We start from the raw sequence: 25,651 nt of genomic DNA on the forward strand, positions 1-25,651 counted from the left end.
GGCGATGGCGGCGGGAGCGCGTGGCTGGACGCAGGGCGTTGCGCGGCGCAGCCCGCTCGAAGCCAGCCTCGATCCGACGCGCCTTTACGGCGCGACGGGGCTGAAACGGGCGCGCTTCAGCGAGGCCTGCTGAACCCGCTTTAGTACAGCACCATCTGCGTGCAACGAAACAGCGCGGTGGTTTTGCCGTCCGGGCCTGTCACGGTGGCGTCCCAAACTTGCGTGCTGCGCCCGAGATGCACGCCGGTCGCGACCACGCTCAGCGTGCCTTCGCGCGCCGTGCCCATGAAGTTGCTCTTGAGTTCGATGGTGGTGAAGTTCTTCGCACCGGGCGGCAGGTGCGCGAAGCAGCCGTAACCGCAGGCCGTATCGGCGAGGCAGATGACCGTGGCGGCGTGCAGGAAGCCATTGGGCGCGAGTAGTTCGTCGCGGATGTCGAGCTCGCCGCGCATCAGGCCCTGGTCGAGCGCGACCGCGCGAAAGCCGATCAGCCCTGGCAGCCGGCCGCGCTGGCGCTGCTGCAGGGAATCAATGGTGATATCGGTGCGCAAGATGCTCATGGCAGAAGGGACTCCTTGATTGTCGGAAAATAGGGGGCAAAGTTCGGCGCACGCACGGGCCGGACTTCGGCGCCGCCGCATTTGCCGATATTATCGGACGGTTGCGTCGGCGCATCGGTGTGCCGCGCGGCTTCCCGGCGGCTGGCGTGCGCGGCATGGGTTGGCCGCAGCGGCAGCAGCGCCACAGGCGGAAGCGAAATCGGCAGAATTCAGCAGAATCGGCAAACCGGCTGGCCCGCGCGCCAGCCATCCTGACGGGAGCATTCATGACGGTGATCGTGGTGGCGAACCCCAAGGGCGGCGTTGGCAAGAGCACGCTGTCCACCAATCTGGCCGGCTATTTTGCGGCGCAAGGCGAGTGGGTCGCGCTCGCGGACCTCGACCGGCAGCAATCGGCGCACGCATGGCTCGACCTGCGGCCCGAGACGCTGCCAGCCATCGAGAACTGGAGCGTCGATCTCGATAACCCGGCGAAGCCGCCCAAAGGGCTCGAGCACGCCATCATCGATACGCCGGCGGGCCTGCACGGCAACCGGCTGGCCGCGATCGTCGCCCTCGCGGACAAGGTGATCGTGCCGCTGCAGCCTTCGATGTTCGACATTCTCGCAACCAAGGACTTTCTCGACCGGCTCGCCAAGGAAAAGGCGGTGAAAAAGGGTGCAATCAAGGTGGGCGTGGTGGGCATGCGGGTGGACGCGCGCACGCGCTCGGCCGAGCAGTTGCAGCGCTTCGTGGAAGGGCTGGATTTGCCCGTGCTGGGTTATGTGCGCGACACGCAGAACTACGTGCAGATGGCCGCCCACGGGCTCACGCTGTGGGACGTCGCGAAAAGCCGCGTGGAGAAGGATCTCGAGCAGTGGCGCTCGATTATCGAGTGGGTAAATGGCAAATAAGTGCCAAATAAACGCCGGCCGGCGCCTGCGTTGCCGCCGGGCGGCGCTGGCGCTCAAGGCCAGGGCCGCCCGGGTGTGGCGCGCCCGATCAGGTCCAGCTTTGCGTCGGCACGTGGTCGCGGCTGCCCTTGATGCGGTTGTTCTCGTCGACGAACACGAGGTCCGGCTTCCAGCCCGCCTTCAGCTCTTCTTCTTCCACATTCGCGAAAGCCGCGATGATCACGAGGTCGCCCAGTTGCGCGCGGCGCGCGGCCGAGCCGTTCAGCGAAATCATGCCGCTGCCGCGCTCGCCCTTGATCGCGTAGGTCGTGAAGCGCTCGCCGTTGTTGATGTTCCAGATGTCGATGCGCTCGTTTTCGACGATGTTTGCCGCTTCGAGCAGGTTCTCGTCGATCGCGCACGAGCCTTCATAGTGCAGCTCGCAGTGCGTGACGGCGACGCGGTGGATCTTCGACTTGAGCATATGGCGTTGCATGGTGAGTCTCCTCAGGCGAGCGGGCGCGCGGCCCGCCGCGGGTGATGCGGAAAAAACGGCGCGAAAAATGCAAAAAAATCAGCTGGAAAACGGATGAAACGGCGCGCGGCGCTCAGATCTCGAGGTTGTCGATCAGGCGCGTGGGGCCTAGCTTGGCCGCGGCCAGCACGACGAGCGGCGCATCCCCATCGGCGGCAACGCCGGCTGCGGGGGGCAGCAGGTTCGATCGCTTGCGGATGGCGATGTAGTCGGGCTGCCAGCCGCGCGCGGCGAGCGCGGCCATCGCTTCGAGTTCGAGCTGCTGGAAGTCGCGGCGGCCCGAAAGCACGGCTTCGCGAATCCCGCGCAGTGCGAGCGCCAGTTGCGGCGCTTCCGCGCGTTCGGCGGGCGAGAGGTAGCGGTTGCGCGAGCTGAGCGCGAGGCCGTCGGTGTCGCGCACGGTTTCGGCCGCGATGATCTCGGTGGGCAGCGCGAACTGCTGGCACATCGCGCGCACGATCATCAGCTGCTGGTAATCCTTCTTGCCGAACACCGCGACGCGCGGCTGCACGCACGACATCAGCTTCATGACGACCGTGCATACGCCTTCGAAAAAGCCGGGCCGGAACTCGCCTTCGAGAATGTCGCCCAGATTGTGCGGCGGATGCACGCGGTATTCCTGCGGCTGCGGATACATGTCGGCCTCGGTGGGCGCGAACAGCACGTAGACGTTTTCCTTCTGCAGCTTCTCGATGTCGTCCTGGAGCGTGCGGGGATATTTGTCGAAGTCTTCGTTCGGGCCGAACTGCAGGCGGTTGACGAAGATGCTGGCCACCACCGGGTCGCCGTGCTGGCGCGCGAGGCGCATCAGCGAGAGGTGGCCTTCGTGCAGGTTGCCCATGGTCGGAACGAACGCGGTGCGGTTTTGGCCGCGCAACTGGTCGCGCAGTTCCTGAATCGAGCTGATGACTTTCATGATCGGATGCGTTATGCCTCGCACGGGGCAAGACAGGTTGCGGCAAGCGGCAAAACGCGCGGCGCACTGAAGGCGCGCGGCTGGCCGGATGGCGTGTGCCCGGCCCGTGGGGGGCAGGCGCGGGCGATTGTAGAGGATTTAGGCGTGCAGCGCAGCCGCTTCGGATGGGGGATTATCCTGGCCACGCGCTGGCTTCGCCTGCGGGAGGCTATATGGGGTTGGATCGAGGTGGGATCGATTTCCGGCGCGGACCGGCTGCGCGGGCGGGCTTGCCGCCTGGGCAAGCAAACTAGGCGGGCAAGTACGCGAGGCGCACGTAGATCGGCGCGAACGGTTCGGCCTGGGTGATCTCGATGAGCGATTCGCGCGCGAGTTCGAGCATGGCGATGAAGTTCACGACCACGACGGGCACGCCGCGCGTGGTGTCGAAGAGTTCGGAGAATTCCATGAAGCGCGCGCCCTGGAGCCTGCGCAGGATCACGCTCATGTGCTCGCGCACCGAAAGTTCTTCGCGCGAGATCTTGTGGTGCTGGACCAGCTTCGCGCGCTTGATGACGTCGGCCCACGCGGCGCGCAGGTCGTTGCTGTCCACGTCGGGAAAGCGCGGCGTAATGCTTTGCTCGATATAGACCTCGGCGCGCAGGAAGTCGCGGCCGAGCTGCGGCAGACGGTCGATGCGTTGCGCGGCGAGCTTCATCTGCTCGTATTCGAGCAGGCGCCGCACGAGTTCGGCGCGCGGGTCTTCGGCTTCCTCGCCCGTGTCGGCCTTCTTGACCGGCAGCAGCATGCGCGATTTGATCTCGATGAGCATGGCTGCCATCAGCAGATATTCGGCGGCGAGTTCGAGGTTGGTCTTGCGCAGTTGCTCGACGTAGCCGAGGTATTGTGTCGTGACATCCGCCATCGGGATGTCGAGCACGTTGAAGTTCTGCTTGCGGATCAGGTAGAGCAGCAGATCGAGCGGGCCCTCGAACGTTTCGAGGAAGACTTCGAGCGCGTCGGGCGGGATGTAGAGGTCTTGCGGGAGCTTGAAGAGCGGCTCGCCGTACAGGCGTGCGAACGCGACGCCGTCGACCGTGTCGGGCGTCGAATCCGTGGCGGGGGCGGTGAGCGCGTCGCCTGGGCTGGCCGCGCTGGCCGGGTTAGCCGCAGCGTGATGCGCTTCGGCTGCGGCCGCAAGGGCATGACCCGTAGCGGCCTTCCCCTCGGCCTCGTTAGCCATATCGGCCCCGTCGGCCTCGGCCATCAGAAGTTCTGGTAGTAGACGTAGGGCGTTTGCTTGACGCGCGAGGCTTGCTGGCGCTCGCGCTCTTCGAGGTCGAGCGGCTGCTTGTCCCACAGGAGCGCGCGGCCTTTACGCTGCTGCTCTTCGAGGCCGGGCTTCTGCTCTTTGAGCTGATTCAGGAACTGCGTGATTTCCGACTGATACATGGCGAATGTCCGTCGCGGGTAGTTTGCGATTAGTGCGATTCAATGTGATTGTCGCGTGTCGGCGGGAATTTTACCGCAAGCGCGGGACGTGGAACATCCGGGCGGGCGATGCCGGAGCCCAGTCCCGGGCGGCCATGGTGCCGGGTTACAACGCTTCTTGCGGCCCTTTTTGCGCTGCATCCTGGGGTTTTGGAGCGCCGATGTGGTGAAATAACGCGTTTGCGCCCGCGCCCGGCGTGTGCAACGGAAAAAGAACCACGGCTGGAGGTTTTGTTTGGCGGGAAGGGTGAACGTAGCGTCGCGCGTGAAGCAGCGTCCCTCGCGGGTGACGCGGCACGGGTATGCCGTTGCGCGCGTGCAGATGCGCTCGCTGCGCTTCTTCGCGTGGCTTGCCGTGAGCTTCCTCGTCAGCCTCATGAGCGCGGCGCCCGCGCGGGCCGATCTGGTCGATTTGCTGCCGTGGTCGCACAAGCGCACCTACTACGACGTTGAAGTCGAGACCTCGCCGCGCGAGTTGCGCAAGCTGCTCGAAGCGCACCTCGACATCGCGCGCTTTTCCACGCGGCCAGGTGTCAGCGACGACCAGTTCGACTTTCTCATCACGGCCACGCCGCAGCAGGTGCGCGACCTTGCCGCCACGGAAGGCTATTTCACGCCGGTCGTGCGCACCGACGTGCACGCGGGCGAGAACGGCAAGCGCCGCGTGATCGTGCATGTGGATCCGGGCCCGCGCACGACCATCTCGGCGGTGACCCTGACCTTTAGCGGGGCGGTGCGGACCGAGGATCCCGCGCAGGAAAACGCCACGCGCTTCGCGTTCTCGCTGCGCGAGGGCGATGCCTTCACGCAGTCCGGCTGGAACGGCGCCAAGAGCGCGGCGCTCAGGGCGCTGCAGGCGCGCCGCTACCTGGGCGCGAAGATCGTGCGCTCCGAGGCTCGCATCGACCCGCTCCAGCACGACGCGAAGCTTTCCGTCACATTCGACAGCGGCCCGACCTTCACGATGGGGCAGATCGACGTCTCGGGCACGCGGCGCTACCCGGAGCGGATCGTGAACAACGTGAACCCGATCACCCCTGGCGAAATCTACGACGTCCACCGCGTGACCGAACTGCAGCGCCAGATCCAGAACACGCCGTACTACGCGAGCGTGGCCATCGACGTCGACGACAACGCGCAAAAGCCCGAGCAGACGCCGCTGCACGTGAAGGTGAGCGAGTATCCGTACAACAATTTCCGCGGCGGCGTGGGCTACTCGACCGACACCGGCGCGCACGTCCAGGGCTCGTACACCTATCTGAACACCTTCGGTTCGGCATGGCCGCTGCAGCTTTCGGGGCGGCTCGACCAGATCCAGAAGTACGGCCAGATTCAGCTTTCGATGCCGCCAGGCGAGCACGCGTGGACCAACAGCGTGCTCGCGTCGTACACGACCACCGACGTCTCGGACACCACGATCTACAGCCTGCGCGCGGGCGTGCAGCGCACGCGCACGTCGCAGAACATCGACTTTGCGTATTCGCTGCTCTACTACCAGGACCGCCTCTACCAGAATGCCGGGCCGCCCACCATGGCCCGCGCGCTGACGCCACAGTGGTCGTGGACGCGCCGCAACGTCGACGATCCGCTGTTTCCGCGCTCGGGCAACCTCGTGCGCGTGGAGGCCAGTTTCGGCGTGAAGGGCGCGGGCTCCGACGCCACCTTTGTGCGCGGCGCCATGCGCGGCCAGCAGTACCTGCCGATCGGCCGCGACGACATCGTGCTGTTTCGCGCCGAACTGGGCGGCGTTTTCACGGGAAGCAGTTCGTCGAACGTGCCGGCGTCGCTGCTGTTTCGCGCGGGCGGCTCGAACTCGGTGCGCGGCTACGCGTTCCAGAGCATCGGCAATAACGTCGACGGCTCGATTCTGCCGACCAAGTATCTCGTGACCGGATCGGCCGAATATCAGCACTGGTTCAACCACGACTGGGGCGGCGCGGTTTTCTTCGATGTCGGCACCGCCACCGACACCTGGGGGGAAAAGGTCTTCTATCCGGGCGCGGGCTTTGGCGCGCGCTGGCGCAGCCCCGTCGGCCCGGTCAATCTCGACCTCGCGTACGGTTTTCGCGACCGCAGAGTGCGGCCCTACGTGACTCTCGGAATCGCCTTCTGACCTTCTGATAATGACGCTCGCCACGCTCCGCGCTGTTTCGATGCCGCTGCTCGCCAAGGGGCGCTCCGCCAACGGGCCTTGCGCCGTGCGAGGCGCCGCATGAGCGCGCGCGAGAGCTGGCGTTGCGCGGGTTGGCCGGTGGCTGTGGTGGCCGCGGTGGCCTTTGCCGCGCCGTCGGAGGGGGGCGGTGCGCCGCCGTCCGAAACGCCGCCGGCGGGCGGCCATGGTGGCGATGGCGCGAACGGAGCCGGTGGCGCGGATGCGCCGCCGCCGCGCCGCTGGCGTCGTCTGTGGAAGTCGCTTGCGTGGGCGATAGTCGCGCCCGTGCTGATCGTGGCGGTCGTTGCCGGGCTCGTCTATGGCGTGGCGACGACCGAGCGTGGCACGGCCTGGGCTTGGCGCGCCGCCGTCAAGGTGCTGGGCGGGCAGCTTGCAGGCAGGCTCGACGGCGGCACGATCGCAACGGGCCTGCGCCTGCGCGACGTGCGCTGGCGCGGCAAGGACGGCACGACTTTCGCGATCGACCGCGCGAGCGGCCAGTGGGCGCTGGAGATCCACGAGGGGCAGCCCTGGCGCTTCGTGCTCGACTATCTGCATGTGGGCGATATCGACGCGCGCATCGTGCCGTCCACCGAGCCTTCGTCGCCGATGACGCTGCCCGGCGACCTGCGGTTGCCGCTCGCGCTCGAGATTCGCGATTTGCGCGTGGAGAAGCTCACCTTGCACGAGGGCACCTCGGCCACCGAGCTTTCGAATTTCGCATTCCACGGGCGCAGTGACGGGCGGTATCACGAGGCGGCCATCGAGCAGCTCGACACGCCGTTTGGCGCGGTCAACGCGAGCGCGAAGCTCGACGGCGTGCGGCCGTTCCCGCTCTCGGGCGACCTCGGCTATGCGGGCAAGGTCAACAACGAGGACGTGCAGGTGAGCGCACACCTCGGCGGGTCACTCGAGGCGCTCAGCGCCGATATCACGGCGAGCGGCATGAAGCTGACGGGGCAGGCGCACGCCGAGGCGGCGCCCTTCGCGGCGGTGCCGCTCAAGCGCGTGACGCTGGCCTTCGATCACGTGAACCCGCAGGCGTTCGCACCGGGCGCGCCGTTCGCCGACCTTGCGCTGCGCGCCGACCTTGCGCCCGCGCAGGGCGGGGTCAAGCCGTTCGTGCCCGAGGCGGCGTCGCAGGCCGCGGCGTCCGGGGCAAAGGATACGAAGGGTGAAAAAGGGGCGAAGAGTCCGAAGGGTGCATCGAGCGCCTCTAGCGCTTCTAGCGCCGCGCCGCGCCGCGAGAACCCCAACGCAGCAGGTTTCACGGTCGCGGGCACGGTGTCGATCGTCAACGCGAAGCCAGGGGCCATCGACGCGCATCTGCTGCCGCTCATCGACGCGCACACGAACGTCGTGCTCGACGCGCACACGCAGCGCCTTTCGAACCTGAGCGTGAGGCTCGTGAAGAACGCCACGGTGACGGGCGGCGGCGTGCTGAGCGGGCGCAACGGCCGCTTCGACCTCAAGGTGGCGGCATTCGACCTGAACGCGCTCGAAGCGAGCGTGATTCCGACCCAGCTCGCGGGCCCGATCACGGTGCGCATCGCCGGCGACGCGCAGAGCGTCGCACTCGATCTCGCCGATCCGAAGGCCGCGCTGCGCCTGCAAGGCAAGGTGACGCAAGATCCCGCGCGCCTCGCGTTCAACGACGTGCGGCTGAGCTCGGGTGCCGGACGTCTCGATCTCTCGGGCGCGCTCAAGCATGACGCCAATTCGAGCTACACGCTCAAGGCGGTGCTGACCGACTTCGATCCGCTCTCGCTGACGACGCAGGCGCCGGCGCGCACCGAGGCGGCGCACAAGGCGGCGAAGCCCGCGGCGCCCACCGATGCGCAGCGCGCCGCGGAAAAGGACGCTTTGAATCCGAAGCGCAACCTCGCGCTCAATCCGGCGATGAACCCGGCGCTCAATGCGGCGAAGACAAGCGAGCAGGCGAACGCGCAGAATGTTGCGCGCAACACTACCCGAAGCGCCACTCGAAGCGCCACTCAAGCCGCCGCCCCCAAAACTCCCCCGCGCAAAGCCGCGCCGAAGCCCCCGGCGCGCCGCATCACGGCGCGCGTGAACGGCACGCTCAACGCAAGCGGCATGCTCGCGCCCACCTTCACGACGAAGGCCGGCTTCAAACTCGGTCCGAGCGTCTACGACGACTTGCCGCTCACCGGCGAGGGCCTCGTTCAGCTCGCGGGTTCGCGCGTCCTGCCGAGCCGCGCGAATCTCTCGGTCGCGGGCAATACCGTCGACCTGCAGGGCAGCTTCGGCGCGCGCGGCGACCGCCTGCGCTTTCGCGTGGATGCGCCGCAGCTCGACCGGCTCGGCTTCGGCGTCGCGGGCCAGCTGGCGGCGAGCGGCGACCTGACCGGCACGCTCGCGCATCCCGACGTGACGCTCGACTACAAGGCCGAAAACGTGATGTTCGGCGAGAACCGCGTCGGCCACGCCGAGGGCCGGGCCGAGGCGCGCGACGGTGCGAACGGCGCGCTCGCCTTTAGTGCCGACGCAAGCGGCATCGCCGTGGCGGGCATCGACATCACGGCGCTGAGCGCGCGCCTTGCCGGCACGCGCGCGAAGCACACGCTCACCGCGAGCGCGAAGGGCCGGGTGCAGGGGCAGCCGGTCGACGTCGCGGTGGCGGCCAACGGCAAGCTCTCGGACACGAGCGAAGGCACGCGCTGGGACGGCACGGTGACGCAACTCGAGAATCGCGGCGTGCCTGGCGTGAAGCTGGAGTCGCCGGTGACGGTGAGCGCGGGGCCTGGCAAGGTCACGCTTGGCGCGGCGCGCATCGCGGCCGTTGGCGCCTTGCTCGACTTGAAGTCGTTCGACCTCGACCACGGCCGCATCCGCTCGGCGGGCGCGCTCACGAATGTCTCGGTCGCGCGCATCCTGCAGTTGCGCCAGCAGTTCACGGGTGTGCCGTCCACGCTCAGGTCCGACCTGATCTTCGATGGCGACTGGGACTTCTCGCTTGGCCAGAGCGCGAGCGGCTATGTGCAGGTGAAGCGCCGCTCGGGCGACATCACGACCGAGATCGGGCGCGGTTTTGCCTCGCTCGGCATCGGCGACCTCCATGCGCGTGCGGCCTTCAGCGGCGGCAACCGTCTCACGTTCACGGCGCATGCGCAGGCGAGCCGCGTGGGCGTGCTCGACATCGACACGAACACCACGCTGGTGGCGCGCGACGGCATGCTCACAGTAGCCGACGAGGCACCGCTTGGCGGCACGATCAGGGCGAACGTGCCCTCGCTCAAGACCACCGGCGGCCTGCTGGGCCCGAGCTATTTGCTCGACGGCCATCTCGCGCTCGACCTCGCGCTGGGCGGCACGCTCGCGAAGCCAAATCTCACGGGCTCGCTCATCGGCGACGGCATTTCCGCGACGGTCGTCGATCAGGGCCTGGAGCTGAAGGACGGCGTGATCCGCATCGCGCTCTCGAAGAATCTCGTCGACTTCCAGCAGGTCGAGTTCCACGGCGCGACAAGCGGCACCCTGCGCGCGACAGGCCGCGTGCGGCTCGACAATGCCGAGCCCGATCTCACCGCGAACATCATCGCGGATCAGCTCGAACTGTTTGCTTCGCCCGATCGCAAGCTGTCGTTGTCGGGCAGCGCGACCGTCGCCAATGGCGGGCATCTGGGCGGCATGCAGATCGACGGCAAGTTCACCGTCGATCACGCGCGCTTCGACATGCCCGAGTCGGCCGCGCCCACGCTCGGCGACGACATCGTGATCGTGCGGCCTGACGGTACGACCACGGGCGGCATGCCGCCGCCGGTCGAAGAGACTGCGTCGAAAAAGCCCGCGCCGCGCTTCGCGCCGCGCTCGAACATCGCCATCAGCCTCGGGCGCGACTTCCGTTTCCATGGCCAGGGCGCGGATCTGGGACTCGCCGGCACCATCACCGTGACCAGCGCGCCCGATGTGCCGCTGCGCGCGGTCGGCAACGTGCGCGTGACCGAAGGGTCCACGTACACGGCGTTTGGCACCAAGCTCAACATCGAGAACGGCTACTTCACCTTCAACGGGCCGGTTGGCAATCCGGGCATCAACATTCTCGCGATGCGGCGCAACCAGCAGGTCGAAGCGGGCGTGCAGGTGACAGGAACGGTGCAGGCGCCGGTGGCGAAGCTCGTTTCCGAGCCGAACGTGCCCGACAGCGACAAGCTTTCGTGGCTGCTGTTCGGCCACGGCACCGACCAGGGCAACAACGTCGGCCAGCAGAACGCGATGACGACGGCGCTGGCGCTGCTTGGCAGCGAGCAGGGCAAGCGCATTGCGCAGAGCATCGGACTCGACGAATTCTCGATCGGACGCAGCGAGGTCGGCCTCACCGATCCCGAGGTCGTGATGCTGTCCAAGGCCATCAACGAGCGGTTCGTGCTCGGTTACGAGCAAGGGCTGCAGTCGGCTTCGAACGCGATCAAGGCCACTATCAATCTCACGCGCTATTGGTCGGTGACCGCTTATGGCGGCACGTTCTACGGCGCCGACGTGCTCTATACGCGGCGCTACGACCGCATCAAGTGGTAGCGGGAAGCAGCGAAGCTCGCCCCGGGTAAAGCCGCACGTTGGCGGACTCGACAACATACGAGCGCGCTTGTCGCATCGTATTTTGCTAGCGATGCGCTGTTTTCCGTTATGCCGCGCGACAAAACTCCCGCGCCGCCGTCAGCCGATTGACACTGCATCATGCGGCTCGACGCTTCGGCTCGATGTGCAAAAAACACTCCGCGTGAGTTGCCCTGCGGGGTGCTTTTTTTTCTTGCGAAATTCCTCTCACGAGGGAAGACACCAGAGCTGCTTTGGCAAACGCAGCACACGCGGATCAGTGTGCTGGGAGAAATCTTTGGATTGAGATTGAAAGTTGAGCAATTTCTCATAATTTTTGAAATGAATTTCGAATAATCCAAATCACCCTTTGCCGTAGCGAAATCGGGTCGCTCGAGCCAACGATTCAGCGGATAGCGAGCAAATCCCTGTGGTGCCTTGATGATTTCTTGCGTGATTCCGACGGTGCTTACGCCAATGTGTCAATGGTCCTCGATTTTCTCTTCACTTTTGGGACGTGCCAGTACTCAATTACGTTAAATTTCGTCAAACAGTTTCCAGGGCCATCGGCCATGTGGACAGGGTTGTCAGTGTGAATCTAAGCGTGTTCCCAGATTGCATCAATCAGATTAGGAATCTTCTGATTACGGTCTGTAGGTAGATCCACAATAATAAAAATACCCCTTGTTACGGGGGAGCGACTAGCGGCAACGAACCCATCGTCAATCACAGCACCGTATGTTTCATGCGCGGGTTCGCGCACCCTGGCTCGTTTATTCACCCGGTCCCGTCACTACGGATACCTTTCGGTAAATTACTTATGAAAAAAATTGCGTTTCCTCTGATCATCGCGGCAATCGGTCTCACCGCCTCGGCAGCACACGCGGCAGGCCCCGCAAGCAATGGCGGCATCCTGACGATCAACGGCGAACTGACGGCCAACACGTGCGACGTGAGCGGCGACGGCCAAGGCAACAACTTCACGGTCACGCTGCCGACTCTGTCGGCTTCGGAACTGTCGGGCGCAGGCACGGTTGCTGGCGCGACGGGCTTTAACATCGCCCTGCAAAACTGCACGCCGTCGACGGGCAACGTCCACACCTTCTGGGAATACGGTGCCAACACGCTGAGCAACGGCAACCTGCTGAACAATGGCACTGCCTCCAACGTGGAAGTCCAACTGGTCGACTACAACGGCGCCATGAAGGTTATCGATGCGAGCAAGGGCGACAACGCGCAGAATTCGCAATCCGTCGCAATCTCGGGCGGCAAGGCTAATCTGCAATACGCGGCACAGTACGTCTCGCCGGCTGGCGGCGCAACCGCGGGTAGCGTGACCACTAGCGTCACTTACTCGATGGCTTACCAGTAATCAACTGATGTGCGGATGGGGGCGCGTGTGTGCTCCCATCTTTAAGTTGTACTTATAACAAATCTTATGTTCCGCGCTTGCTGCCCCTGAGCTGCCGGACGAGTTGAGTGTCATGAATATCCGAAAATTCATCAGCAGTACGGTTGCCGCGAGTGTGATGGCAGTGGCTGCCATGTTGCCCTTCGAGGCAACGGCATCGGTGGTCATTGCGGGTACTCGCGTCGTTTATAACGTCACGGATAGTGAAGTGACGCTCAAGCTCTCCAACGTCGGCAAGGCGCCGGCGCTAACCCAAGTGTGGCTCGACAAGGGCGACCCGAAAGCCGATCCGAGCAAGCTCGATCTGCCCTTCGTGCTGACGCCGCCGCTGGTGCGCATCGACCCGGGCAAGGCACAGACCATTCGCATTGCCTACACCGGCGAAGCGATGCCCAAGGATCGCGAAACGCTCCTGTGGTTCAACATGCTCGAGGTGCCGCCCAAGCCTTCGGCGGAGCAGTCTGGCCCGAACTACGTGCAGCTCGCATTCCGCTCGCGCCTGAAATTTTTCTTCCGCCCCGCCGGTCTTGACGGCAAGGCCGACGACGCGCCGGACAAGCTCAAGTGGCGCGTCGGCGCGCAAAACGGCAAGCCCGCCTTGGTGGTTTCAAACCCCACGCCGTATCACGTCACTATTATCGAAGCTCACGTGGGTGAGGGCCCGCACGCGCCCAAGTTCGACGAAGGCGGCATGGTGGCCCCGGGTGCGCAGCTTGAACTGCCGCTCTCCGCAGCACCGGGCTCCGCGGGCAAGGTGTCGTTCACAACCCTCAATGATTACGGTGGACCTATGAAGCACGAGGCGGCTTTGCAGTAACGCTCGTGTTTTCAGGAGTTGATGATCAACTCCATTCAATATTGCAAGGATTCCTAAATCTTTGCAGGCAGGAAGCCGTGGCGTCAGACGGGGTATGAGTCCCGACGCACGCGAACAACAATGATTCGAATGTCGCGTGACATAGGGAGTCTGCGTGCCGCTGGCCAGATATTAGAGGATTCCTTATTGATTGCGAAACCGGCCTAACATGAATAATCGCAATTCGAAATCCTATTCCGGATACGCTCACGCCGATCCTTTTCTCCTGAGTCAGGCCAGCATGGCTGTGCTGCTCGCGTTCGCGGCGATGCCGGCCATGGCCGACGGCTTGCCGCGCGACGGCGTCATAGGGGAAGCCGGGCTCGCGGCCCCCGTCGATGTGCAGAGCGTCGCGCAGCCTGAGCGTGCCGATGCGGCTGCGCTCGCCGTGGCGAATGCGACGTCGGGTAACGTAGGCCCAATGGCGAACGTGGCAACCACGCCGCCCACTCCCGTTGCACTGGCCGCCACCGTGCCCGCCGCATCCGCGCCGGCAACGTCCGAGACTGTGGAATTCAATGCGCAGTTCCTGAACGGCAGCGGTGCGCCGGACATGGACATTTCCCGCTTCGACAAGGGCAACGTGGCCCTGCCAGGACGCTATCGCGCGGCGTTCTATGTGAACGGAGTCTGGGTCGGTGTAACCGACGTCAGCCTGCGGGAAGTGGGCGATCGCAAGCACAACGTGCAGCCGATGTTCGACCGTGATCTGCTGACACGCACGGGCGTCGATCTCGCGCGCCTGTCCGAGACCGCGCTCGCGAAGCTCGACGGCGCGGCCAATGGCGGCGCGCTCGTGCTATTGCCGGACCTGATTCCGCAAGCCGCGGCAACCTTCGATATGGGCGAGCAGCGGCTCGACGTGAGCATTCCGCAGGCAATGATGAGCCGCAATGCGCGTGGCTGGGTCGATCCGAAGTTCTGGGACGACGGCGTGCCGGCCGCGACGCTTCAGTACAACGCCAACGTGTATCACACCAGCGGCAGCGGTCTGTCCACCACCCAAGGCTATGTGGGTATGATGGCCGGCATAAACGTCGGTGCCTGGCGCTTTCGCTACAACGGCAACGTTACGACAACCGCCGGTGCGGGTACGCACGTCCAGAGCATGCAGACCTATCTGCAGCGCTCGTTCGCGCCCATCAAGAGTCAGCTTACGGTTGGCGATTCCTACACGGACGGCACAATCTTCGACAGCTTCGGCGTGCGCGGCGTGCAGATCGGCACGGATGACCGTATGTACCCGGAGTCGCAGCGCGGCTATGCGCCGACGGTGCGCGGGATAGCGAACTCCAATGCGAAGGTCGAGATCCGGCAGAACGGCAACATCATTTACGAGACCACGGTGGCGCCGGGGCCGTTCGAGATCAATGATCTCTATCCGACCGGTTATGGCGGCGACCTCCAGGTCGTGGTGACCGAGGCGGACGGCAGCCAGCACGTATCCAAGGTACCTTATGCCGCGCCGGTAAATGCGCTGCGCGAGGGCCGCTGGCGCTATAGCGCGGCCGCTGGCCAATACCGCAATACGAGTGGGCAGAATCACCCGTTCGTCTTTGAAGCGGGCGTGCAGCGCGGCGTCAATAATTTCATTACGCTGTACGGCGGCGCGATCGTGGCCGACGGCTACCTTTCCGGTGCGGTGGGCGCGGCGCTCGACACGCCGGTAGGCGCTTTCGCAGCGGACGTCACGCAGGCGAATACGAATCTGAAGAACTTGCCGAGCCGCAGTGGGCAGAGCTTGCGCATTGCGTATTCACGCGTTTTTTCGCCCACGGATACCAACGTGACGCTGGCGGCATATCGCTACTCCACGAGCGGCTTCCTGAGTCTTGCGGATGCGATGAATCTGGTCGATCTCGCGAAGCGCGGCATCGAGAATACGAGCAACGGTATCCAGAAAGGCCGGCTGCAACTGACGCTCAATCAGAACCTGAATTCGCTGGGTTCGGTTTATCTGTCCGGCTATACGCAGAACTACTGGAACAAGCCGAGCCGGGATACGTCGTTCCAGGTCGGCTACAACACCAATATCCGCCGCGTGGGCGTGGGCATTTCGGCCTCGCGCGAACTCAACGTGGATGCCGCGCGCTGGGACACCCGCGTGATGCTCAGCTTGAGCATTCCGCTCGATATCGGCACGAAGATCGCCAATTCGTCGACGAGCTATACGCACAGTTCGCGCGACAACAGCAGCCAGATCCAGCAAACCATCACGGGTACGGCGGGCGTGGACAACGCATTCAGCTATGGCGTTACGGCGGGCTACAACTCGGGCGACGGCAGCGGCGGCAGCATCAGCTCGAACGTGGGCTATCTCAGCCAGTACACGCAAATGCGTGCGAACGCAGGCTATGGCAACGGTTACACGCAGGCCGGCGCGGGCTTCACCGGCACGGTCCTCGCCTACGAGGGCGGCGTCGCGCTCTCGCCGCAAACCGGCGATACGTTTGCCGTCGTCGAGGCGAAGGACGCAGCGGGCGCGCGTCTCGCGACTTCGCCGGGTGTGCGCGTCGACACGAATGGACATGCGCTCGTCGCCGGCATGCAGCCGTATTCGATGAACACCGCTGAAATCGACACGAAAGGCCTGCCGATGGGCGTCGAGCTCAAGAGCACGGAGCAGCGTTTCGCCCCGACGGCCGGCGCGGTGGTGCGTGTGAAGTTCGACACCGATTATCGCGGCCGCGCGGTGGTGATGCGCCTGAAGCGCTCGAACGGCGAAGCGGTTCCGTTCGGCGCGGACGTGCTGGACGAGAAGGGCAATAACATCGGCAACGTCAGTCAGGGCAGCCGCGCGATGTTCTATAGCAAGGGCGTGGGCGGTGAACTCTCGGTGAAGTGGGGCACGGGTATCGGGCAGAGCTGCAAGGTGCGCTATTCGATGCCAGTGGCCGTGAAGGACAATCCGGCGGAAAAAGTGTTCGCGGACGCGAACTGCCAGTGAAAGCAAGCGGACAATTCAGACAGGTGTGGGGTATCGGGATGTTGAAAACTAGCTTGCCGGCGCGCGTGCGGCGATTCTTCCTCGCCTTGTTGCTGCTAATGACGTCGTTTGGCGCATGGGCGCAGTGTAGCGGGACCGTACAGACGATCCCGATCACGCTTCCTTCCTCCGTGTCGGTACCGCGCGATCTGCCAGCGGGCGCGATGCTTACCGATTGGATTAGCTCTCCCTCGAACTCGGCTCTTTGGAGCTGTACAGCCTACGGGGTCGTGGCCGGTTCCGTCGAGATGATTGGCTCGCTTTCCACGCCTTCAGGCACGACTATTTCTTGGGGCGGCAAGACCTATACGGTCTGGAACACGAATCTTTCGGGCGTCGGCATTGCCATTGCCTTTTCGTCGTATCTCGAATTCGGTGGATGTGGATTCGGCTGGGGGGGCTGGGGAAGCGCCACGTCGAGCTGGGGCTTCGGCTGGGGGTGCAGCAATGCGAATGGCGTTTCACCCATCGGCGGCCGGGCCATGGTGGCTCTCGTGAAGACGAGTAACACGGCCACGTTGGGCGGCACGATCAGTGGTGCCACGGTGCTCAAGACAGCACCGTACTATAACGGGGTGAAGACCGCGCTTGCAGACTCGTTCGTCATAACGCCGGTAACGGTCGTTCCTATGAGTTGCACGACGCCTAACGTCAACGTTCCCATGGGGACGTTCAAAACGACTGATTTTCCAACTGTGGGTTCGCTGTCTCCCGGCGCCGCCGCACCGGTCAACATCCAGTTGGTCAACTGCCCAGCGGGTACGGCGGATCCGAATTCGCAGGGTGGGCAGATTCATTCGGTTCAATACAGCATCACGCCTTCGGCGGGAACCGTGGCAACGAACGTCGCGGCGCTCTCCGGCAGTCCTTCCGCCACAGGAGTGGGTATTCAGTTATTTGATCCCTCCGGCGCGGTGCTTCCGCTGTCCACGCCGCAGACGGTGAGCGGCTACGACGGCACAGTGGGCGGCAACTACACGATCCCGCTGACGGCACGTTACTACCGAACCGGAACGGTCACCGCCGGCCCGGCCAATACGACAATGACAGTGACGCTGTCATACCAATAAACACCGGTCTTGCAGGCGGCCGCCGCGCTGGCGCCCGCCATCTTCCTCGACACCACGATCCTTGTCATGCTCAAACCCTTCACAGCCATGCATAAGCGTCTCACTACTTTGGCACTTCTTGCCGCGACGGCCGCGGGACCCGTTTTCGCGGCGGACGCGACACTCACCTTTACCGGGACGATCAACCCGCCGTCCTGTACGGTGGATACTTCGACCGCGAATCAGACCATCGCTCTTGGCACGGCATCGATCGTGGACTTTGGCGCCGTGGGCAGTATCAGCAATGCCCAAGGGTTCAATCTGAATCTGACCAATTGCGATGCCGGCGCGAAAGTAACGATGACCGTGAGCGGAACGGCAAGTTCGGTGGCCAGCGTTCTTCAAAACACGGGTACCGCGACGCAGGTGGGCGTGCAATTGCTGAAGGCCGCCAGCGTGGGCGCAACGACAGGTACGCCCATCACGCTGAATGGCGCGCTGGTTCTGGGAGCAGTAGGCGGCGCGAGCTTGACGATTCCAATGGTGGCGCAGTTCTACCGTCTGGGGACCATGACGGCCGGATCGGTGGCGGCCACGGCGACCGTGAATTTTACGTATAACTGATTAATTGGATCGCCAATTCGGTTGACGGCTATAGCCACGATTCGCGCACGGCATCGCGCTTTTGCCGGTGCGCGAGTATCGGGCTACGCGGCAAGATTCGCTATTCGATACGGGCTTCTGCAAAGGACAAGCCGGCGGAGACGGTGTTTTCGCATACGAGTTGCCAGTGAGCGAAAGCTTGATGCAACGAGAATGTTGTTATGGAAAAAGTCAGTTTGATTCGCGTGATATGGCGTCGCTTCGTGTTGTTGCTTTTGCTGGCGACTTCGAGTGGGGCGTGGGCGACTGCTTCGTGCAAGGCCAACTACAGCGCCTTTACGCTTTCATTTCCTTCCACGGTGGCTGTTGCGCGTGACGTGCCTAACGGTTCCTTGCTTACCGCATGGGTGCAGACACAGCAATTGACGAATTACTACACGTGCACCGTGACGCAGCAGACAGCAACCGGCGTGGACTTCGAGACTGCCGGGATCGTATCTTCCACGCCGACATCGTACAAGGTGTCCTACAACGGCTATTCCGTGAGTGTTTATTCCACGAATGTGCCAGGCATCGGCATTGCAATGGGCGGGTATATCAATTCAGGCGGGATCGGATGGGCGGGGTTTTACGACTTCCCGCACCTCGGTCTTCAGAACAATCCCAACGGAACGGTCAATAACGGCGGGCAGCTTGTCGCGGCATTGGTCAAGATCGGGGATGTTGCGCCTGGCACCTTGAGTGGCATGATCGCCCAGGCCTTCTCCTGGGAGGGGCCATCGAATCCGCCGGCCGGCGACAACCTTGCGGCCGGCGTGATCAACTTCAGTATTTCGCCTGTTGCAGTCACGGTTATGACGTGCCGGACGCCGGACATTAGTGTACCGATGGGGGTGTTCAAGACCACGGATTTTCCCGGTGTCGGTTCGCTCTCCCCGAGTCCGGCGAGTTTTGTGGTTCAGCTTCAAAACTGTCCAGGCGGCGCGGCAGTGAGCGGCACACAAGCGGGACAGATACATAGCGTTCAGTACCGCATCGATCCCACGAACGGCACGCTGGTCACCAATGTCGCGGCGCTCGGCGGCAGCCCTTCGGCCACCGGAGTTGGAGTCGAACTCTTTGATAGCACGGGAGCGGTCTTTCCATTGTCCACCAATAAGGCTTTGAGTGGCTTTAATAGCGCCAGCGGCGGGAGCTATTCGGTCCCACTGACGGCGCGCTATTACCGCACGGGCACCGTGACGCCCGGACCAGCCGACACAACCATGACGTTGACCGTGTCATACCAGTGAGGCGAGTATTCGACCAAAAGCGCCCACCGTGAGGATGGGCGCTTTTTGCGCGGCCGGGCTGTGAAGCGCACCGCGCCGTATGGTTTTAACGCACCCGCATGCCCGGCTTCGCGCCGCTATGCGGCTCGAGAATATAAAGCCCCGGTTCGGCCTTTTCGTCGGCGGCGGAAGCGGCGAGCACCATGCCTTCGGACATGCCGAACTTCATCTTGCGCGGCGCGAGGTTCGCGACCATCACCGTGAGCTTGCCCTTGAGGTCTTCGGGCTTGTACGCCGAGCGGATGCCCGAGAACACGTTGCGCGTCTTGCCTTCGCCCACGTCGAGCGTGAGTTGCAGCAGCTTGTCCGAGCCTTCCACGACGTTGCAGTCGACGATCAGCGCCACGCGCAGGTCGATCTTCGCGAAGTCGTCGATGGAGATGGCCTCGGGGGTTTCCGGTTCGGCTTTCTTCGCTTCCTTGGCGGCTTTCGACTTCTTGCTCGCGTCGGCGCTGGCGGCGGCGGGCGCTTCGGTCGCCTGCAGCGAGTCGCGGTTCGCGGCGAGCAGCGCTTCGACCTGCTTCGGGTCCACGCGCGTCATGAGGTGCTTGTACGCGTTGATCGGCTGTTGCGACGAGAGCGTCTTGCCCGCGTCGGCCCACGTGAGCGGCGCGATCGCGAGGAACTGCTCGACACCCTCGGCGAGCGTGGGCAGCACCGGCTTCATCGCCAGCGAAAGCAGACGGAACGCTTCGAGGCTCACGCTGCAGGTTTCGTGCAGCGCCGCCGCGTTGGCCGGGTCCTTCGCCTGTTCCCACGGCTTGGCCGCATCGACGTACGCGTTCACCGCGTCGGCGAGCTCCATCGTGTGGCGCAGTGCGCGGCCATATTCGCGCGCTTCGTAGTTCGCGGCGATCTGCGGAATCGCCGCGCTCAGTTGCGCGATGAGCGGATGGTTCATCGCGCTGTCCAGCACCCGGCCTTCGAAGCGCTTGATGAGGAAGCCCGCCGCGCGGCTCGCGATGTTGATGTACTTGCCGACGAGGTCGCTGTTCACGCGCGCCTGGAAGTCTTCGAGGTTCAGGTCGAGGTCTTCCATCGAGCTATTGAGCTTGGCCGCGAAGTAGTAGCGCAGCCACTCGGGATTCAGGCCCGTGTCGATATAGCTTTGCGCGGTGATGAAGGTGCCACGCGACTTCGACATCTTCGCGCCGTCCACCGTGAGGAAGCCGTGCGCGAACACATTGGTGGGCGTGCGATGGCCCGAGAACTGCAGCATCGCCGGCCAGAACAGCGTGTGGAAGTACAGGATGTCCTTGCCGATGAAGTGGTACTGCTCGGTCTTCGTGTCGGGCTTGACCCACGCGTCGAAGTCGAGCCCGCGCTTCTCGCACAGGTTCTTGAAGCTCGCGTAATAACCCACGGGCGCGTCGAGCCACACGTAGAAATACTTGCCGGGCGCGCCCGGGATCTCGAAGCCGAAGTACGGTGCGTCGCGCGAGATGTCCCAGTCGGCGAGCTTCGATTCGCCCGCGTCGCCAAGCCACTCGCGCATCTTGTTGGTGGCTTCCGGTTGCGCGAGGCCGCTCACCCAGCCGCGCAGGAACTGCTCGCAACGCGGGTCCGAAAGGCGGAAGAAGTAGTGCGTCGAGGTCTTGCGGATGGGCGTGGCGCCGGAGACCACCGAATACGGGTTCTTCAGGTCGGTGGGCGCATAGGTCGAGCCGCACACTTCGCAGCTGTCGCCGTACTGGTCCTTCGCGCCGCACTTCGGGCACTCGCCCTTGATGAAGCGGTCCGGCAGGAACATGTTCTTGACCGGATCGTAGGCCTGCTCGATGTCGCGCGTCTCGATGAGGTCCGCCGCCTTGAGCGCGAGGTACACGGATTCCGAGAGCACGCGGTTCTCGTCGGAGTCCGTCGAGTAGTAGTTGTCGAACGACACGCCGAAGCTGTCGAAGTCGCGCTTGTGCTCCTGCCAGACGCGCGCGATCAGCTGTTGCGGCGTGAGGCCTTCCTTCTCGGCGCGCAGCATGACGGGCGTGCCGTGAGTGTCGTCGGCACCGACGTAGTAGACCTCGTGGCCATGCATTCGCAGCGCGCGAACCCAGATGTCCGTCTGGATGTACTCGACCAGATGGCCGATGTGGATCTGCCCGTTGGCGTAGGGCAGAGCAGACGTGACGAGGATCTGGCGGCGGCCGCTTTGAACGGTAGACGCGCCGGCTGCGACGAGGTCGGTGGCGGGTGCTGACATAAGTGAGGGGAAGTCCGATGTTGCGGGGGGAAACAGCGATTTTAGCAGGGCGGGGGCTTGGCGCGTTCGGCCCGGGAACGACGGCCCGTGCGCATGCGGGGCGCGCATGCAAAAATGCCAGGCAAAAAAAACCGGGGCAGGATGGCCCCGGAGCAACAACGACAAGAGGAGAATGGTGACGCGGCGGCGTCGCCGCACACGTACCGTAAAGAAAGACAGCGGAGTTGGGGGAGAGTTCGAAAAATTTTTCGATCGGCTAGCTTCGCCCGCCGTGCGTCTGGCCATGTGTCTGGCCGCGGCCCGTCTGCAGGGGTTCGTGCAGGCCCGCGCAGGCTCAAAACGCAAACGGGACGGCCTTGCAGCCGTCCCGCTTCAGATGTTGCCGGCGCCGCGCTGTTGCCGCGGCGCCGCGAGGCGCGCTTAGCCCCCCTGGTGCTGTGCCGTCGCGCGCAGATAGATTTCCACGCGGCGGTTTGCGGTGCGGCCGGCTTCGGTGCTGTTGTCCGCGATCGGCTGGGTGTCGCCGCGGCCCTCGGCCGCCATGCGCTGCATCGGGATGCCGCGCGACGCCAGGTAGTTGACCACGCTCTGCGCGCGGTTGACCGACAGCGTCTGGTTGTAAGCGGGCTGGCCCGTGTTATCCGTATGGCCCACGACCTGCGCGACCACTTCCGGGTTCTGTTGCAGCGTCTGCGCGACCTGGTCGAGCACCGGCGCGAACGACGGCTTGATCGCGTAGCTGTTGGTGTCGAACGTCACGTTGCTCGGGATGTTGAGCTTGAGCGAGCCGTCCGGCTGCTCGCTGATCTGCGTGCCGGTGCCCTTGGTGGCGCCGGAGAGCTTGTTGTGGATGGCGGTCCAGTTGTAGCCCGTGATGCCGCCGACCAGCGCGCCGGCGCCCGCGCCGATGGCCGCGCCCTTGCCGCCGCCGAAGATCGCGCCGATGGCCGCGCCCGTGCCAGCGCCGACACCGGTGCCAATGGCGGTGTTGGTGCCCTGCTGGGTTGCACAACCGGCGACGAGCGCGCCGGCAACGGCAAAGACGGACAGGCGGGTCAAGATTCTTGTGTTCATTTTTTCAATCCTCTCTTGGGTGGAACTGTACAGTCGCTTGTGCCGGTCACTGCTCCCGATTGGCCCGGATTGGCCCCGATTGGGCTCAGGGTCTTCGGACGGCGCGCGGCTGCAACTACTACAATGACGACTTGGGCACTTGCTTGAATCGTCTGGCAATGATGGGTCCGTTTTTTGGCGACGGCTTGACAGGTGCACAATCGGCACAAGCAGCGGTGCAAAAAGGGCCGATGCCGCGAAGCGTGCCTTGCCTCGGGCATTTGCGCAATCCAGCTTAACAATTTCTTGCGATTTCCGGCGCTGACATGACACCTCGCGGCATTCCGGCCGCGCGGGCGCCGGCGCATTCTTGCAGACGGAGTTTGAATGAGCATTGATCGGGCATTGGTCGACGCCGCGCTGGCGGCCCTCGTGGATCCGAACACGGGCCGACCGTACGCAACGGCGAAAGGCGTGCGAAACGTTACCGTCGACGGCGATACGGTCGGCGTCGAGGTCGTGCTCGGCTATCCGGCAAAGAGCCAGTACGAGGCGGTCCGCGCTCAGGTGGAAGGCGCGCTTGCCGCCGTGCCCGGCGTCAAGGCGAGCCGGGTCGCGGTGCGCCACGAGATTACCGCTCACACCGTGCAGCGCGGCGTGAAGTTGTTGCCGAATGTGAAGAACATCGTCGCCGTGGCCTCGGGCAAGGGCGGCGTGGGCAAGAGCACGACCGCCGTGAATCTCGCGCTCGCGCTGGCGGCCGAAGGCGCCTCGGTCGGCGTGCTCGACGCGGACATCTACGGCCCGTCGCTGCCGATGATGCTCGGCATCGAAGGCCGCCCGCAATCGCCGGACGGCCAGTCGATGGACCCGCTCGAAGGGCACGGCGTGCAGGCCAACTCGATCGGTTTTCTGATCGAGCAGGACAACCCGATGGTCTGGCGCGGCCCGATGGCCACTTCGGCACTCGAGCAGTTGCTGCGCCAGACCAACTGGCGCGATCTCGACTATCTGGTCGTGGACATGCCGCCTGGCACGGGCGACATCCAGTTGACGCTCTCGCAGAAGGTGCCGGTCACGGGCGCCGTGATCGTGACGACGCCGCAGGACATCGCGTTGCTCGACGCGAAGAAGGGGCTCAAGATGTTCGAGAAGGTGGGCATTCCGATTCTCGGCATCGTCGAGAACATGGCCGTGCACGTTTGCTCGAACTGCGGTCACGCCGAGCACATCTTCGGCGCGGGCGGCGGCGAGCGCATGGCGAAGGAGTATGGCGTGGAGGTGCTCGGCAGCCTGCCGCTCGACATCGGGATCCGCGAACAGGCCGACTCGGGCCATCCGAGCGTGGTGGCCGATCCGGCTGGCCCGGTGGCCGCGACGTACAAGGCGATTGCCCGCCGCATCGCGATCCAGGTCGCGGAGCGCGCACGCGACATGAGCTCGAAATTCCCGACCATCGTCGTGCAGAACACCTGAGCGGCGCACGCGCGGCCGGCGGTTCGTAGCGGGCCAGGCCGGCAAACTGTCCCTGTTTGAGCCGAAGTTGAGCCGATGCTGCGCGGCATGCCTCGTCGAGCCTTGCTGCATAAGGCTTGCGGCGTGCGCGGCAGCGCTCACGCGGGGCGCGCACAAGGGCGTCCGCGCGGTATCATGTGACATTCAAGGGTCCGGATCGACGGTCGCAGGGGCGCACCGCGTGCGGACATGAGGATTGCATGGGCAAAGGAATCGACCGGGGAGACGCAAGGCGCGCGGGCCGCGCAGCCGTGCTGGCCGTGGCGGCGTGCATGCTGCTGGCCGGCTGCACGAGCTTCATGGGCCGGCAGGACAAGCGTGCGCTCGCGCAGGTCTTGCCTGTCGTCGGCAGCCAGGTGCGGGGCACCGTCTCGTTCGTCGAGCGCTCGGACGGCGTGCAGGTGAGCTACAACCTTCTTGGCCTCGCGCCCGACAGCGACCACGCTCTCCAGGTCCACGATCGCGGCGACTGCAACGCCGCCGACGCGTCGAGTGCCGGCGGCGTGTTCGCACCCGCGGCCGATCGCCTGAAGGCGGGCACGCGCGTGGAGGGCGACCTCGGCAATATCCACGCGGATTCCAATGGCGTCGCCATCGGCTTCATCGTGGCGCCGGACGTCTCGCTCGACGGCGTGCGCTCCGTGCTGCAACGCTCGGTGCTCGTGCATCGCGACCCAATCGACCCCTACGCTTTTCCCGCGCGCGGCACCGGCCCGGCGCTCGCCTGCGGCGTGATCAAGGCGCAATGACGCGCGGCAAGCAACGAATCAACCCCCGCAATGACGCTCCGCCGAGGGGCGCCTCGTGTGCACTTCCAGGCACGCCGACCCACATCGCGTAAAATAGTCGCCTTTCGTAGATCGGCGGCACGCCGCGGAGCGGGCGGCAGGGCGCGCGAGACGCGCTTTCGGACCACTCCAGCGCCGCTTCTGCGTTGTTTCCGGCGTTATCTTTTTTGTTCCCCGTTTTTTCTGGACCGTAGCCCAACATGGCAATCAAATCCGACAAGTGGATCCGGCGCATGGCCGAAGAGCAGCAGATGATCGAGCCGTTCGTGCGCGACCAGGTTCGCATGTCGGAAGACGGCCGCAAGATCGTGAGCTACGGCACCTCGAGCTACGGCTACGACATTCGCTGCGCCGACGAATTCAAGATCTTCACGAACATCAATTCGACCATCGTCGACCCGAAGAACTTCGACGAGAAGTCGTTCGTGGACTTCAAGGGCGACGTCTGCATCATCCCGCCGAATTCGTTCGCGCTCGCGCGCACGGTCGAGTACTTCCGCATTCCACGCAACGTCCTGACCGTGTGTCTGGGCAAATCCACCTATGCGCGCTGCGGGATCATCGTGAACGTGACGCCCTTCGAGCCCGAGTGGGAAGGCTATGTGACGCTCGAATTCTCGAATACGACACCTTTGCCTGCCAAAATCTACGCGAACGAAGGCGTGGCCCAAGTGCTCTTCTTCGAGAGCGACGAGATCTGCGAGGTGTCTTACGCGGATCGCGGCGGCAAATATCAAGGCCAGCACGGCGTCACGCTGCCCAAGACCTGACGTTCGAGCGCACCACCACCCACCGCACACACG

The 25,651-nt window shown here is 64.4% G+C and carries 19 protein-coding genes; 12 read left to right on the forward strand and 7 right to left on the reverse strand.

What is annotated here, in order from left to right; genetic code table 11:
- Positions 1-140: 140 nt before the first annotated feature.
- Positions 141-560 (reverse strand): PaaI family thioesterase, encoded by a 420-nt coding sequence (locus tag NH14_RS11405; RefSeq protein ID WP_035527425.1) that lies wholly within the window; start codon positions 558-560, stop codon positions 141-143.
- Positions 561-826: 266 nt separating this feature from the next.
- Between NH14_RS11405 and NH14_RS11410 the strand changes: the two genes are divergently transcribed.
- Positions 827-1,453, forward strand: coding sequence for a nucleotide-binding protein (locus NH14_RS11410; RefSeq protein ID WP_035527421.1), 627 nt, complete (start codon positions 827-829; stop codon positions 1,451-1,453).
- A gap of 88 nt (positions 1,454-1,541) precedes the next feature.
- Here NH14_RS11410 and panD read toward each other — a convergent pair whose 3' ends face one another.
- From panD to NH14_RS11430, 4 genes are all read right to left on the reverse strand, one after another.
- Positions 1,542-1,928, reverse strand: a complete 387-nt coding sequence (panD, locus tag NH14_RS11415) for an aspartate 1-decarboxylase (RefSeq protein WP_028221186.1) — start codon at positions 1,926-1,928, stop codon at positions 1,542-1,544.
- Between the two features lie 112 nt (positions 1,929-2,040).
- Complete coding sequence (panC, locus tag NH14_RS11420) at positions 2,041-2,883, reverse strand: pantoate--beta-alanine ligase (protein ID WP_035527418.1); 843 nt, start codon at positions 2,881-2,883, stop codon at positions 2,041-2,043.
- Between the two features lie 289 nt (positions 2,884-3,172).
- Positions 3,173-4,129 (reverse strand): segregation and condensation protein A, encoded by a 957-nt coding sequence (locus NH14_RS11425; protein WP_237179581.1) that lies wholly within the window; start codon positions 4,127-4,129, stop codon positions 3,173-3,175.
- Positions 4,129-4,314 carry a DUF3460 family protein gene (locus NH14_RS11430; protein ID WP_035527416.1) on the reverse strand — a complete coding sequence of 62 codons (186 nt, stop codon included), beginning with the start codon at positions 4,312-4,314 and terminating at the stop codon, positions 4,129-4,131. The genes NH14_RS11425 and NH14_RS11430 overlap by 1 nt, the downstream gene beginning before the upstream one ends.
- A gap of 361 nt (positions 4,315-4,675) precedes the next feature.
- On the opposite strand from NH14_RS11430, the gene NH14_RS11435 reads away from it, so the two are divergent.
- The 8 genes from NH14_RS11435 (at position 4,676) to NH14_RS11470 (ending at position 19,256) form a co-directional block, all read left to right on the forward strand.
- Positions 4,676-6,466, forward strand: coding sequence for an autotransporter assembly complex protein TamA (locus NH14_RS11435; RefSeq protein ID WP_084225513.1), 1,791 nt, complete (start codon positions 4,676-4,678; stop codon positions 6,464-6,466).
- Positions 6,467-6,565: 99 nt separating this feature from the next.
- Entirely contained in the window at positions 6,566-11,041 is a 4,476-nt protein-coding gene (locus tag NH14_RS11440) for a translocation/assembly module TamB domain-containing protein (RefSeq protein WP_084225481.1), read from the forward strand.
- 838 nt (positions 11,042-11,879) lie between these two features.
- Positions 11,880-12,431 carry a fimbrial protein gene (locus NH14_RS11445; protein WP_035527411.1) on the forward strand — a complete coding sequence of 184 codons (552 nt, stop codon included), beginning with the start codon at positions 11,880-11,882 and terminating at the stop codon, positions 12,429-12,431.
- A gap of 112 nt (positions 12,432-12,543) precedes the next feature.
- On the forward strand, positions 12,544-13,287 hold the full coding sequence (locus tag NH14_RS11450) for a fimbria/pilus periplasmic chaperone (RefSeq protein ID WP_035527408.1): 744 nt from the start codon (positions 12,544-12,546) through the stop codon (positions 13,285-13,287).
- 280 nt (positions 13,288-13,567) lie between these two features.
- On the forward strand, positions 13,568-16,273 hold the full coding sequence (locus NH14_RS11455) for a fimbria/pilus outer membrane usher protein (protein WP_084225479.1): 2,706 nt from the start codon (positions 13,568-13,570) through the stop codon (positions 16,271-16,273).
- Positions 16,274-16,311: 38 nt separating this feature from the next.
- The gene (locus NH14_RS33190) at positions 16,312-17,382 is read left to right on the forward strand and encodes a fimbrial protein (RefSeq protein WP_202031618.1); all 1,071 of its coding nucleotides are present in this window, start codon (positions 16,312-16,314) and stop codon (positions 17,380-17,382) included.
- Between the two features lie 9 nt (positions 17,383-17,391).
- Positions 17,392-17,985 carry a fimbrial protein gene (locus NH14_RS11465; RefSeq protein ID WP_237179582.1) on the forward strand — a complete coding sequence of 198 codons (594 nt, stop codon included), beginning with the start codon at positions 17,392-17,394 and terminating at the stop codon, positions 17,983-17,985.
- 200 nt (positions 17,986-18,185) lie between these two features.
- Entirely contained in the window at positions 18,186-19,256 is a 1,071-nt protein-coding gene (locus tag NH14_RS11470; RefSeq protein ID WP_035527402.1) for a fimbrial protein, read from the forward strand.
- A gap of 85 nt (positions 19,257-19,341) precedes the next feature.
- Here the strand turns inward: NH14_RS11470 and metG are convergent, their stop codons facing one another.
- Together metG and NH14_RS11480 are read right to left on the reverse strand one after the other, a co-directional pair.
- A complete protein-coding gene (gene metG / locus NH14_RS11475; RefSeq protein ID WP_035527399.1) occupies positions 19,342-21,492 on the reverse strand; it encodes a methionine--tRNA ligase in 2,151 nt (716 codons plus the stop codon).
- 420 nt (positions 21,493-21,912) lie between these two features.
- Positions 21,913-22,566, reverse strand: a complete 654-nt coding sequence (locus NH14_RS11480) for a YiaD family glycine zipper/OmpA-like lipoprotein (protein WP_035527397.1) — start codon at positions 22,564-22,566, stop codon at positions 21,913-21,915.
- Between the two features lie 366 nt (positions 22,567-22,932).
- On the opposite strand from NH14_RS11480, the gene apbC reads away from it, so the two are divergent.
- The 3 genes from apbC to dcd all read left to right on the forward strand — a co-directional run bounded on the left by apbC (position 22,933) and on the right by dcd (position 25,618).
- Positions 22,933-24,021: an iron-sulfur cluster carrier protein ApbC gene (gene apbC / locus NH14_RS11485; protein WP_035527394.1), complete on the forward strand. Its 1,089-nt coding sequence runs from the start codon at positions 22,933-22,935 to the stop codon at positions 24,019-24,021.
- A gap of 239 nt (positions 24,022-24,260) precedes the next feature.
- The gene (locus tag NH14_RS11490; protein ID WP_035527392.1) at positions 24,261-24,809 is read left to right on the forward strand and encodes a superoxide dismutase family protein; all 549 of its coding nucleotides are present in this window, start codon (positions 24,261-24,263) and stop codon (positions 24,807-24,809) included.
- Positions 24,810-25,048: 239 nt separating this feature from the next.
- Positions 25,049-25,618, forward strand: coding sequence for a dCTP deaminase (dcd, locus tag NH14_RS11495; protein ID WP_035527390.1), 570 nt, complete (start codon positions 25,049-25,051; stop codon positions 25,616-25,618).
- The last annotated feature ends 33 nt before the right edge of the window (positions 25,619-25,651 follow it).

Source organism: Paraburkholderia sacchari, from assembly GCF_000785435.2.
Lineage (GTDB): Bacteria > Pseudomonadota > Gammaproteobacteria > Burkholderiales > Burkholderiaceae > Paraburkholderia > Paraburkholderia sacchari.

Bases quoted from the DNA above. Each gene is read 5' to 3' on its own strand.
- NH14_RS11435 (WP_084225513.1), top strand. From the start codon at position 4,676: ATGCGCTCGCTGCGCTTCTTCGCGTGGCTTGCCGTGAGCTTCCTCGTC.
- NH14_RS11455 (WP_084225479.1), top strand. From the start codon at position 13,568: ATGGCTGTGCTGCTCGCGTTCGCGGCGATGCCGGCCATGGCCGACGGC.
- panC (WP_035527418.1), bottom strand. From the start codon at position 2,883: ATGAAAGTCATCAGCTCGATTCAGGAACTGCGCGACCAGTTGCGCGGC.
- NH14_RS11440 (WP_084225481.1), top strand. From the start codon at position 6,566: ATGAGCGCGCGCGAGAGCTGGCGTTGCGCGGGTTGGCCGGTGGCTGTG.
- panD (WP_028221186.1), bottom strand. From the start codon at position 1,928: ATGCAACGCCATATGCTCAAGTCGAAGATCCACCGCGTCGCCGTCACG.
- apbC (WP_035527394.1), top strand. From the start codon at position 22,933: ATGAGCATTGATCGGGCATTGGTCGACGCCGCGCTGGCGGCCCTCGTG.
- NH14_RS11430 (WP_035527416.1), bottom strand. From the start codon at position 4,314: ATGTATCAGTCGGAAATCACGCAGTTCCTGAATCAGCTCAAAGAGCAG.
- NH14_RS11480 (WP_035527397.1), bottom strand. From the start codon at position 22,566: ATGAACACAAGAATCTTGACCCGCCTGTCCGTCTTTGCCGTTGCCGGC.
- NH14_RS11450 (WP_035527408.1), top strand. From the start codon at position 12,544: ATGAATATCCGAAAATTCATCAGCAGTACGGTTGCCGCGAGTGTGATG.
- NH14_RS11425 (WP_237179581.1), bottom strand. From the start codon at position 4,129: ATGGCCGAGGCCGACGGGGCCGATATGGCTAACGAGGCCGAGGGGAAG.
- NH14_RS11445 (WP_035527411.1), top strand. From the start codon at position 11,880: ATGAAAAAAATTGCGTTTCCTCTGATCATCGCGGCAATCGGTCTCACC.
- NH14_RS33190 (WP_202031618.1), top strand. From the start codon at position 16,312: ATGTTGAAAACTAGCTTGCCGGCGCGCGTGCGGCGATTCTTCCTCGCC.
- NH14_RS11405 (WP_035527425.1), bottom strand. From the start codon at position 560: ATGAGCATCTTGCGCACCGATATCACCATTGATTCCCTGCAGCAGCGC.
- metG (WP_035527399.1), bottom strand. From the start codon at position 21,492: ATGTCAGCACCCGCCACCGACCTCGTCGCAGCCGGCGCGTCTACCGTT.
- NH14_RS11470 (WP_035527402.1), top strand. From the start codon at position 18,186: ATGGAAAAAGTCAGTTTGATTCGCGTGATATGGCGTCGCTTCGTGTTG.
- NH14_RS11410 (WP_035527421.1), top strand. From the start codon at position 827: ATGACGGTGATCGTGGTGGCGAACCCCAAGGGCGGCGTTGGCAAGAGC.
- dcd (WP_035527390.1), top strand. From the start codon at position 25,049: ATGGCAATCAAATCCGACAAGTGGATCCGGCGCATGGCCGAAGAGCAG.
- NH14_RS11490 (WP_035527392.1), top strand. From the start codon at position 24,261: ATGGGCAAAGGAATCGACCGGGGAGACGCAAGGCGCGCGGGCCGCGCA.